Raw genomic sequence first — 12,203 nt, forward strand, 5'->3', positions numbered from 1 at the left:
ATGCAATGGTAGAGGCAGTAATTTGCTTTTATTTATAAAAATTAAGATTGTTTAACGCGCAATACGGCAACGGCTGCCAGTAAAAACGACACCGCGCCTATTAACAAAGCGTATATTGGTTGATTCTCAAAAAAGTGGCGTAATATAAGCCCTAAAATGCTGGCGGCTAACAGCTGGGGTATAACAATAAAAAAGTTAAATATGCCCATATAAACACCCATTTTACTGCTTGGCACTGAGGTACTTAACATGGCGTATGGCAGCGATAAAATAGACGCCCACGCAAAGCCAATACCTATCATTGGCCAAATAAGTAAGGTGGGATCTTTAATAACAATAAAGCTGGCTAAGCCCAGCGCGCCTAAAATTAGGTTAAAACAATGGGCGAGCTTTAAACCAACGCGCTTAACTATTATCGGAATACATATTGCAGCAAGTGCTGCAAAGCCGTTATACGCGGCAAATAATATACCTACCCAGTCAGCGCCGTTGTTATAAGCTGAGGAACTAGTATCGCTGCTGCCGTAATGAAACCCCGTTACCGCTGAGGTGGTATAAATCCACATTGCAAATAACGAAAACCAGCTAAAAAACTGCACCCACGCCAGCTGCTTCATGGCTTCGGGCATAGTAAATACGTCGTTTAATACCTGATAAAAACCGCCCGATGTAAGTTGTTTAGTTTGCAAGGCTGCCGCTATAAACTGAACAACCCCAAAACTCACTAAACCACCAGCTAATAAATACAGTTCTTTTTCTAAATTTAAGGCGCTTACCAAGGCTAAAACGGCTAAGCCTAAAACACTAAATATTATGCCCCCTTTACTAAAGTTAATATTAGCTGTTGGTTGGCTTTGAGAAGCAGGCTTTTCTTGTTGATTAAATGCAGCGAGTTGCTCTGGCGAGTATTCTTTGGTGGTTAGAATGGTCCAACCTACAGCAACCAGTAAAATTACCGCGCCAAAGTAAAACGAATATTTTACTGAATCAGGAATTTGCCCAGCCGGTGCAATATTGGCAATACCAAACCAGTTAGCCATCATCCATGGTAGTGCTGATGCAACTACAGCGCCAATGCCGATAAAAAAGCTTTGCATGGCATAACCTGTTGCACGCTGTTTTTTAGGTAGGTTGTCGCCAACTAAAGCACGAAACGGTTCCATAGTAACGTTAATTGACGCATCCATAATCCACAACATACCGGCTGCAACCCACAGCGTTGGTGAGTTAGGCATTATAAATAACGACAGTGTAGTTAAAATTGCACCATATAAAAAAAACGGACGGCGGCGACCTAACTTACCCCAGGTTTTATCACTCCAGTAACCAATAATAGGCTGTACAATTAACCCCGTTAGCGGAGCGGCTACCCATAAAATAGGTATATCATCAATGTCGGCACCAAGCGTTTGAAATATACGACTAACGTTACCGTTTTGCAGGGCAAACCCAAATTGAATCCCTAAAAAACCAAAACACATGTTCCATATTTGCCAAAAGCTTAGGTCAGGTTTATTGCTATTATTATTGTTCATTATTTACCTTATTGGTTAATACCGCGCTACTTAGTGCATTAAGGGTAAGTGTAAAACTTGCACCTTGATCGTTATTGCTCACTAACACACCGCTATGTGTTTCGAGTAAATCGTGTAACGCTGAATTTGCGCCTATATTTGCAGTTGTTTGGCTATTTAAGTTAATAGTGATTGTTTGTTGTTGCTCGCTAAAGTTGCTTAGTACCAAAATAACTTGGCGACCTAAACTACGTGAAAACGCAACAACCCTGTCGCTACCCTGTACGTTTAAAGCGTGCATATCACCGCCCACTACCGCAGGTAAGTTATTTAACGCCATTATGGCTTTGTAGTATTTTTGTAAGCTAGCTTGCTCAGGTGTTAAATTAGCACCATCGAACTGGCCGTTATTCATCCACGCCTGATGCGCAGGAACGCCAATATAATCAAAAATACTGGTACGGGTTGGCGTGCCAAACCCGGCGTTTTCAGAGCCATCTTCGCCTACATCTTGGCCAAAATATAACAAGCTAGGCGAGCGGCTAATTAACGTAGATACCACCATGGCTGGTTTGCCCCATAGCGCGTTACCTGCAAAATCGGGGCTGGCAATACGTTGCTCGTCGTGGTTTTCTAAAAAGTGCAGCATGTGCTGTTCTATATCGGCAACTTGCTGTTGTGCATCAAAAATAGTGCTCGCAGCTTGCTTATTTTGCATAATAGCTTTTAGCGTGTCGTAAAAACCCACCTTGTCGTATAAGTAATCCATTTTGCCCTGATGAATATAACCTCGGTACATTTTTGGGTTATATACTTCGGCAAGTAAAAAGGCATTAGGGTTTTGCATTTTGATTGTCGAATTTAAAAAGCTCCAAAATTCAACTGGCACCATTTCGGCCATGTCATAGCGAAAGCCATCTACGCCTTTATCTAACCAAAACAGTGCAATATCGCGAAATTTATACCAGCTGTTAGGTAGGTTTTTGTCTTGCCAAAATTCATAGTGCGCTCGGGCATCTTTAGTTGCAAAGCTTGCAGGAAGGGTTGGAAAGTCATAACTGCCATCGGGTTTAACCCCGTAGTTTACTTTTACAGTTTCGTACCAGTCGTTTATATCGGGCTTGGCTGCACGCGCGCCGTTTCCTGTCCATTTAGCAGGGCTTTCGTTAAACAAGCCATCGGCTAATGGGTGTGCATCTCCTCCTAAAACTTGATATTGCTCAGAGCTAGGTACTTGAAACGACTGCCCTGGCACATAATAAAAGTTATTATCACGCGCATATTCTTTGCTGGTATCGTCTTGCTCGCCAAAGTCTTTTACACCAGCAGGCCTAGCAATTGAATGATAGTTACGCGCCACATGGTTTGGCACAATATCAATAACCACTTTCATACCATGTTGATGAGTGCGCTCAATAAGTGCATAAAACTCCACTAAGCGACGCTCTGGGTTTACTGCAAGATCTGGGTTTACATCGTAGTAATCTTTTATTGCATAAGGCGAACCCGCACGGCCTTTAACTACATCAGGGTCGTCTTGTTTTATCCCGTATTGGCTATAATCGCCCACCAGCGCATGATGCAACACGCCGGTATACCAAACATGGGTGGTGCCTAAATCTTTAATGCCTTGCAATGCGGCGTCATTAAAGTCGGCAAATTTGCCAACCCCATTTTGCTCTTTATTGCCCCAAGGTACATTCACCGTTTGGGTGTTACCAAACAAACGAGTGAATACTTGGTATACAACTGGTTTGCTGATCTCATCTGCAGATTTAGTTAATTGCTCATTAACCTGATTAGCTTGTGTTTCGCTATCTGAGCAGCCTGTTAGGTAAATGCTGCTGGCTAAAAGCAAAGGGCTATATTTAATTATCTTCATTATTGTCATAGTGCTACTTTACTACTTTGTCGTTTTTGTTATGAATTTAATACTAGTGTGAAGCGCGACTGACTGACAGTCGCTGCATACGTATTCAGTTAAGCAATTTACTCTATCACTAATACTGTGGCGCTCATGGGTGGCTAATGTTATTGCATCTGTTAAATTAATTTGCTGCTTAGTAAACAAGTTTGTTGCTGTTGTATGCAGCTTAAGCACCTCTTGCATATACTCTAATGACCAATTTTTAGCCTGCTTATTTTTATTCAAAAATACCAACACTATTTGCTCATCGGCTATACGTGCATAACTGTAAATACCTTGCTGTGGACTAAAATGCGTTAGCTTGCCATAACCTAATGCAGGGCTTTGCTTTCTAAAATTAAGTAACGTACCTAGGGTTTGGTGCATATCACGCTGTGCATTTGTGAGCCCTTTACCTGTAAAGGCATTAACTGTTTGCCCTGCAAAGCCGCCCGGAAAATCAATACGAATATCGCCGTGGTCATTACTGCCTGTGTTATCGAGTAATACTTCGGTGCCATAATACATTTGTGCAATACCGCGGGTGGTAAGCAGCATGGTCATCGCCATTTTGGTTTTATTTAGATTTTGCTTTAGCTCAGTATAAACACGGCTCATATCGTGGTTATCGGCAAATACTAAAAGGTTATTTGGATTAGGGTATAAAAAATCATTGGCAAGTGATTGGTATACTTTAACCCAACCTGTGTTCCAGCTTTCATCTTCGTTTAAAGCTTGAATGAGCGCCTCTTGCAGCGAAAAGTCCATCACACTGGGTAAACTTGAAGTATAACCGTCGGTGTTATTTTTGCCCGCTTGCCAATACGATGCAATTGCTGGATTGGTAGTCCACTCTTCACCAACAATATTAAACGCTGGGTATTCGCTCATAATTGCTTTGGTCCAATTGGCTAAAAAAGCTTTGTCTGAGTATGAATATGTATCTACTCGAATACCGCTTAAATTTGCATACTCAATCCACCAAATGGTGTTTTGAATTAGGTAGGTTGCCAACAAAGGTTGACGCTGGTTTAAATCGGGCATGGTTTCTACAAACCAGCCATCGCTAAATTGACGTTTATCGAACTGGCTGGCGTGAGGGTCTTGAATGGTTTGCCTTGCATGACTAGTGGCATGTTTACCATTGGCAAACTCACCATTAAAATTAATCCAATCAGACGTTGGCTTGTCATTCATCCACACATGCTCAGAGCCAAAGTGATTAAGTACAAAATCCATCACTAAACCAATCCCCTGTTGCTGCGCTTTATTTGACAGCTCTTGGTAGAGTTCATTACTGCCCATACGGGGATCTATATTATAAAAGTCAGTAATAGCATAACCATGGTAAGAGTAGCTTGGCATATTGTTTTCAAGCGCTGGGGTTAACCACAATTGAGTTACCCCTAAATCATTTAAATATGGAAGTGCATTGATCACCCCTTGCAAGTCGCCACCGTGGCGCCCGCCTTTACTTTTTGGATCAGCGGCCTCTAACATGCCTGCTGCGGTGTCGTTACTGCTATCGCCATTTACAAAACGGTCTGGGTTAATTAAATAAAGGGTATCTTGGCTGTTAAAGCCTTTACGCTTGGCACTGTTGCTGCTGCGAGTATGTAACGGGTATTCAAAGCGCTCACCCGTTGGGCTGGTAAACACTAAGTCACCAGGCTTTGCTTGCGGCGTTATTTTTAGGTTTAAAAACGCATAATTAGGGTTATCTGTTTTGCTAATACTGATTAACTTAACCCCATTGTAGGGGATTAATTGCCACTGTTGTTTAGCAATGTTTGGCTCATGCAACATAACTTGCAATGCCTCATTTTGCATGCCAACCCACCAATTTTGTGGCGATACAGACATGGCCTGTGCCTTTATTACAGTAAATGGTATTGCAGTAAACAATGTTGTAGCAAACAGTGCTTTAATTAGCTTTTTCATTTAATTATTTTTCATCCTAGATAAAAATTCACTATGAGAAGGGAGTTGTTCAACCGTGTGGTTAATCAAAGCTTTTAAATCAGTAAATAATGCGAGCAGCTGCTCATCAGTTAGGGCGTTGGCTAATGGGTGATAATCATCTGCTTCAAGCCCCTGACCTATCATTACTTGCTGCCACGCTGGCTCGGCAAAAAGTTCGTCGTCTTCTCGAATGAGCTTGCCTGTTTGCTTGAACAAGGTTATTTTTTGTTGCAGCGTTTCGGGAATACTCATTTGCTGACATTGACGCCAAAATGCGTTATCTGTGCGGGTGGTAAGCTTATAATGTAAAATTATAAAGTCGCGTATGCGTTCTATTTCGGTTTTACTTTGCAGGTTATATGTAGTTACTTGCGAGTGTTTAATCCCATTATGCGGAAACAACTTAATTAATCGAATAGCCGCTGTTTGAATTAAATGAATACTGGTTGACTCTAATGGCTCTAAAAACCCACTTGAGAGTCCAATAGCAACTACATTTTTATGCCATTGTAAGCGCCGGCGCCCCGTTTTAAAACGGATCACCCGCGGCTCTGTTATTGCTTTGCCGGGCAAATTAGCGAGTAATTGCTGCTTTGCTTCATCATCTGTTAAATAGCGGCTCGAGAACACTAAGCCGTTACCAACTCTGTGCTGTAAAGGTATTTGCCATTGCCAACCAGCATTTTGGGCAATAGAGCGAGTATAAGGTACTGGCTCATTCGCTGATTCACTTTGCACTGCTACTGCGCTATCGCAAGGTAGCCAATGCGACCAGTCTTCAAAGCCTGTATTTAAGGTTTTTTCAATTAATAATGCACTTAGCCCAGTGCAGTCAATAAATAAGTCGCCCTTAATTACTGAGCCACTCTCAAGTGTTAATGCTTGTATATCACCTGACTGCTGACACTGCTGCACGCTTTTTATTTTACCTTCTACACGTTTAACACCGCGCTGCTGCGCAAGTTTTTTTAACAGTTTGGCATATAAGGTTGCGTCAAAATGATAAGCATAATGTAACCCTGGTAATTGGGTATTAGGCAAATTACGTAAATGGGCGAATTTACCTGCTTTTGCCGCTTGGTAGTTAACAGAAAAATCCCACAAGTCGGGGGCGTGGTTTTGCTGTTTTGCTTTTAGCCAAAAGTGATGAAACTCACAAAATGGAAAATCTTTACCTATGCTACCAAAGGCATGCATATATTTATGATTTTGCTCGCGCCAGTTTTCAAACTCAATCCCTAATTTAATCGTTGCTTGAGTGGCATTAATAAACTCATGTTCATTTATGCCCAACGCGCCATTTAAATGCGAAATTGGCGGAATACTCGCCTCTCCTACGCCAATAGTCCCTATTTGATCAGACTCAACTAAGGTGATGTTGATCACGTTACCCAATACTTTATTTAATAAGGCTGCCGTGATCCATCCTGCAGTGCCCCCACCGGCAATTACCACATTTGTTATTTTATTATTCATTTAGTTTTCACCATGGTTGTTGAATAAACCAGTATTGAATGTGATATAAAAAAGCCCTTGTAAAGCAAATCACAAGGGCTTTTCAACGCTAAATAAAACTAGAGTTTATAACTAAAGCCTAGTAAAAATGTACGGCCATAATCTTGGTAGTCACGTATTTGTAGGTCGTTATCGCCTTGCAGCGATACAAAAGGTTCTTCGGTAATATTTTGCACTTGGAAGGTAACACTTAAGCCAGCTAAGCTATCAAAACCGCCTTCGCTAAAGTCATAACCTAATTGTGCATCCCAAATTGTTTCGCCTTTGATATCAACTTGAGTGGTTTCAAAGCCTAAACCATATACGTCACCTTTAAAGTCACTACGTTTGCGCATACTGGTACGTGCTTGAAAACCGCTGTGCTCATAATAAAAGGTTAAGCTGTCGATTTGGTCTGATAAGCCTGGTAACTCATATTCGTTACCATTTTGATCACTCAAGTCTTGCTCTACACCTGTATGGCTAGCAATTAAACCAAAACCTTCTAGGCTTGGATGAAATACGCTAAATGGTAATGATAAAGATAGCTCATAACCCCAAAGGTCGCCTTCACCGCCATTTACTTTACCTGAGCCTGTGCCGGTAGACGTAGCTGGAATTTCACCTGTAGATGGGTCTGCAACACCTGTCATATCTACATCATAGGTACCATCAAAAATCCATTGCGTAATATCTTTGTAGAAGAATGCTGCAGCAAAGTAACCTTCTGCATCAAAATAGTTTTCGTAGCTTAGGTCAAAGCCTGTTGCTTCTTTAGGCTCAAGCTTTGGATTACCACCCGAAATGCTCCAAAAATTACCGTTATCGTCTGGTTGTGTTTGGCTGTAAGTGGCATTTATTGATGCATTCATTTCATCAAGACGTGCGCGCGAAATTGTTTTTGCTGCACCAAAACGTATTGTTTGCTCTTCATCAATTGCAAACGATAAGTTTATGCTTGGTAAAAAGTGGCTATAGTCATGGCTAACATCGGTAGGCGTTACAACCACTAAGCCATTAACTGTATTAGCAGCAGAGCCTTGTGATGATTGATCTGTTTGTACATAACGCGCACCAATATTACCCGTTACCGGAATTGAGCCAATTTCTGCGTTAATATCTAGCTGTGCAAATACTGCAATTACTTCTTCTTGAACAGTCCAAGATTGCGTTTTGTGCTTTTGGTTTGTAAGGCTTTCTTGTAATAGGTCGTAGTAGCCATCGTTTACTAAGCCGTTTGTATCGTAGGCAACCATGTTACCCATACCAATAAAGTCTAAGCTAGCAGACCCTTCACGGTATTGCTCAGGAATAGCCAACATACCTGGATTGGCAAGCGAGAAGTCTTTTAAGGTCATGTAATACCCTTCAGACAACTTACTTTTTTCGCGATCCCTATATGAAACACCAAAGCTTACTTTACTAAAATACTCATTTTCGAGTGCTTTGCTTGCAGCAAGCTTTAGTGTTTGTAGTTCATCGTTAATTTCTGGGGCGTTAATAAAGCCGTCTTGTGCTGTGTTTTCATAAGCAGTGCCCGTTAAACCATATTTGTCGTTAAGGGCTGAACTCGCTCCCCAAGATAACGGGCCGCCTAATTGAATAAGATCATAATCACTGTAATCTAATTCATGACTAAATTGCGCGCCAGTATTGCCACCATCAAAGGCATAACCTATGTTATCAGCCACGCCGTTTGCATCGCCACGCCCTGTACCAGAGTAACTTTCGATACTCCAAATTTGACGTTTTACTTCAGATACACTGGCATCAAACTCTAACGACCATGAATCATTAATATCGTATTTAGTGTTAAAACCAAATTGCGTTAGCTCAGCATTACGTTCTTCATAATCGTTACGAACGACAACTCGTTGCCCTTGTGTAACTGCACTGGTGATAAAACCAGACGACTCATCTATTTCAGCGCTTGAAGCATCTATTGTGCCTTGGCCCCATGCAAAAGGTACTTCTATACCACGTAATATCTTCTCATCTGAAAAATCAACATAAAGCGCATCAAACGTCATGTTTAAACGATCAGTTGGTGCGGCTTCAAGTACAAACATTGCTGAATCACGTTCAAGTGTTGATGAGCGCACATAAGGTTTTGCACCACCTAATATAGAATATTGCTCGCCAGCTGCTTCAAATTCAGGGTAGCCCCATGAGTTCCATCGTTTTTCTTGGTTTGGTGAACTCATTTTATTATAAGCAAACGCAACACCTATGGTGTCATCTGCAAACTGGTCAATGTACGAAATTGTGCCGCGGTAACCACTGTCGTTGCCATCAGGGTTTAATTTATCAAAACCTGTTTGCTCTAATTGGCCATTAAACATGATCACACGCTCACCTTTACTTAAAGGCTTAACGGTTTGCATGTCGATTACACCAGCAATACCTTCTGCATCAAGACTTGCATTAGGCGTTTTATAAACGGTTACACCGCTCATTATTTCTGATGGGTACAGGTCAAATTCAACACCACGGTTGTCACCAATAGAAACTTGCTCGCGACCATTAAAGGTAGTGGCACTTTCATTTTCGCTAAAGCCACGCACACTTACACGACTTGCTCGGCCATCAAGACGCTGCGCGGTTAAACCCGGTAAGCGTGCAATAGATTCTGCAATAGATGAGTCTGGTAATTTACCAATATCTTCAGCAGAAATTGACTCTACAACCTGTGTAGAAAAACGTTTGGTGTTTATTGACTCAACTAAACTGCCACGAAAACCTTTAACTTCGATGATTTCAACGTCTTCTTTTTTTATTGTATTTTCTTGCGCGGCAGCAGTAGCAAAGCTTGATAAACCTGCAGCTGTTAATGCCAACGTTAATATACTTGGTTTGAACATAGACATGATGTTATTCCCGTTACCCATATTGTGATCCTCGCTTTGTTTGAGTGATAGTCAAACAAAGCGAGCTAATTTTGTTGTCAGGATTAATGTTAACGCTCTCTTCATTTTATTAACAACTTTATGCATACGTATTCAATACTTGCACATTGACAATATATTAACATAAAAGCCACTCACAACAGCACAAACGCTTGTTTTTAATAGACTTTCATAAATTCGCATTAATTACTTAATAAATTTAGTTAAATAATTATATTTATCAATAAATGGCGCAAGTTGTTAAATGTAAACTGCATAAAAATAACCATATTTAACCTGATCCCTGCTCTGTATACGCTTATTGTTGGGTGTACAATTGGTAAGACCAATGAGGCATAGAGGCGATCAACTCAAGCCATTGTTAATAATGATTAAAATAAGAATGAACCTATAAATTAATTTAAAAACCTTAATTGGTAAGGTTGTTTTCTCGCTAATTTAAAATATTTAATTGGTTTTTAGTGATTTTTTTAATACTTAAAAAGTGTGTATTTTAGTGCATACGTATGCAGTATTTTTACAGAATCACGGGCTTCACGTATGCTTTTTAGAAATATTATATGGTGAGTTAACAAACCATATTTAGCGTAATCGAAATACGGTGTGCAATGACGGAGAAAAGCATGGCCCAACAGCAGTGGTACAAAGGTGCGGTAATTTATCAGGTTTATCCGCGTAGCTTTCAAGATAGCAACAATGATGGTATTGGTGACTTAAAGGGGATAATTAATCGCATCGATTATATTAAAAGCTTAGGTGTTGATGCTATTTGGATTTCACCTTTTTTTAAATCGCCAATGAAAGACTTTGGTTACGATATTAGCGACTACCGAGATATTGACCCAATATTTGGTGATTTAAACGATTTTGATGCGCTAATTGAACAAGCGCATGCCCGCGATATTAAAATTATTATTGACCAAGTACTCAGCCATACCTCTAATCAACACCAATGGTTTTTAGATAGCCGCGAAAATACCACTAATGATAAGTCTGATTGGTATGTTTGGGCTGAGTCAAAAGAAGATGGTACAGCACCTAATAATTGGTTATCTATTTTTGGCGGCCCGGCATGGCAGTGGGAGCCGCGCCGAGGTCAGTATTATTTACACAACTTTTTAACCGAGCAGCCCGATTTAAACTTTCATAATCCAGATGTTAGACAAGCTGTGCTTGATAACGTGGAGTTTTGGCTGAAAAAAGGTGTAGATGGCTTTAGGCTCGATGCAATTAACTTTTGCTACCACGATGCGCAATTACGCGACAATCCTGCAAAACCAAAAGATAAGCGCCAAGGCCGCGGTTTTAGTGAAGATAACCCGTACGCGTTTCAGTATCACTATTACAACAACACCCAACCAGAAAACATCGAATTTATGCAAGATATTCGTGCCTTACTTAATAAGTATCCAGGTGCGGTTTCATTGGGTGAAATATCATCTGAAGATTCACTCGCTACCATGGCGCAGTATACCCAAGGTGGCGATAAGCTACACATGGGCTACAGCTTTGAATTACTCACTGATGACTACTCTAGTGAATACATTAGAACAACAGTGCAAACGCTTGAGCAGCAAATGACTGAAGGTTGGCCTTGCTGGGCGTTTAGTAACCATGATGTAGAACGTGTTGCGAGCCGTTGGAGCGACAATGGCGAAATTAACCCTGCCCAATGTAAAATGCTTACAGCCCTACTCGCTTCACTGCGTGGTAGTGTATGTATGTATCAAGGGGAAGAGCTAGGTTTGGGCGAAGCAAACGTGGCCTTTGAAGACTTACAAGACCCTTACGGAATTACATTTTGGCCTAACTTTAAAGGCCGTGATGGCTGTAGAACTCCAATGCCTTGGGAAAATGAGCAAGTAGATTATGCTGGGTTTAGTGAAAATAAGCCTTGGTTGCCTGTAGACACAGCACACAAATCTCAATCGGTAGCAGAGCAAAATGACGACAAAAACTCTATTTTAAACGCATACCGTGAATTTATGGCTTGGCGTAAAACGCAAGCGGTGATGATTACAGGCGATATTGAGTTTATCCAAACGGCTGAACCCATTCTGGCATTTTATAGAACACTTAATAATGAAAAAATGCTGTGTGTATTTAATTTAAGTGCGCAACAAGCAACATTAAGTTTGCCGGTGGCTATAACAAAAGCATATGACACGCTTTCGCATCACAATGCTACTTTGAGTAATAACCAGCTAACAATGAATGGATTTAGCTGCTATTACGCCCAATGTAGCTAATGCATATTCTCATGCATCGCGATCACCTAATACTATCTAAGCCGATCACCTAATACCATCCATCAAGATCACTCAATACCATCGATGCCGATCACTTTTCGGTCAAAATGGTATTGAGTGATCGGCTTGAATGGTATCGTTCAATTTGTACACGTTTTTGTCTAGCCAGTAG

The 12,203-nt window shown here is 40.9% G+C and carries 5 protein-coding genes and 1 pseudogene; 1 reads left to right on the forward strand and 5 read right to left on the reverse strand.

Going from position 1 to position 12,203, the window contains the following annotated elements; translation table 11 throughout:
• Positions 1–41 precede the first annotated feature (41 nt).
• From J5X91_RS14600 to J5X91_RS14620, 5 genes and pseudogenes are all read right to left on the reverse strand, one after another.
• Positions 42–1,535 carry an MFS transporter gene (locus J5X91_RS14600; RefSeq protein ID WP_208835109.1) on the reverse strand — a complete coding sequence of 498 codons (1,494 nt, stop codon included), beginning with the start codon at positions 1,533–1,535 and terminating at the stop codon, positions 42–44.
• Complete coding sequence (locus tag J5X91_RS14605; protein ID WP_208835110.1) at positions 1,525–3,396, reverse strand: alpha-amylase family glycosyl hydrolase; 1,872 nt, start codon at positions 3,394–3,396, stop codon at positions 1,525–1,527. The genes J5X91_RS14600 and J5X91_RS14605 overlap by 11 nt, the downstream gene beginning before the upstream one ends.
• A gap of 107 nt (positions 3,397–3,503) precedes the next feature.
• A pseudogene (locus J5X91_RS14610) lies at positions 3,504–5,283 on the reverse strand (glycoside hydrolase family 13 protein).
• A gap of 78 nt (positions 5,284–5,361) precedes the next feature.
• On the reverse strand, positions 5,362–6,858 hold the full coding sequence (locus J5X91_RS14615) for a tryptophan halogenase family protein (RefSeq protein ID WP_208835111.1): 1,497 nt from the start codon (positions 6,856–6,858) through the stop codon (positions 5,362–5,364).
• 98 nt (positions 6,859–6,956) lie between these two features.
• Complete coding sequence (locus tag J5X91_RS14620) at positions 6,957–9,743, reverse strand: TonB-dependent receptor (RefSeq protein WP_041454687.1); 2,787 nt, start codon at positions 9,741–9,743, stop codon at positions 6,957–6,959.
• Positions 9,744–10,405: 662 nt separating this feature from the next.
• On the opposite strand from J5X91_RS14620, the gene J5X91_RS14625 reads away from it, so the two are divergent.
• Complete coding sequence (locus J5X91_RS14625; RefSeq protein ID WP_208835112.1) at positions 10,406–12,031, forward strand: alpha-glucosidase family protein; 1,626 nt, start codon at positions 10,406–10,408, stop codon at positions 12,029–12,031.
• Positions 12,032–12,203: the final 172 nt, after the last annotated feature.

It is taken from the genome of Pseudoalteromonas sp. K222D, from assembly GCF_017653575.1.
Taxonomy (GTDB): Bacteria; Pseudomonadota; Gammaproteobacteria; order Enterobacterales; family Alteromonadaceae; genus Pseudoalteromonas; species Pseudoalteromonas nigrifaciens.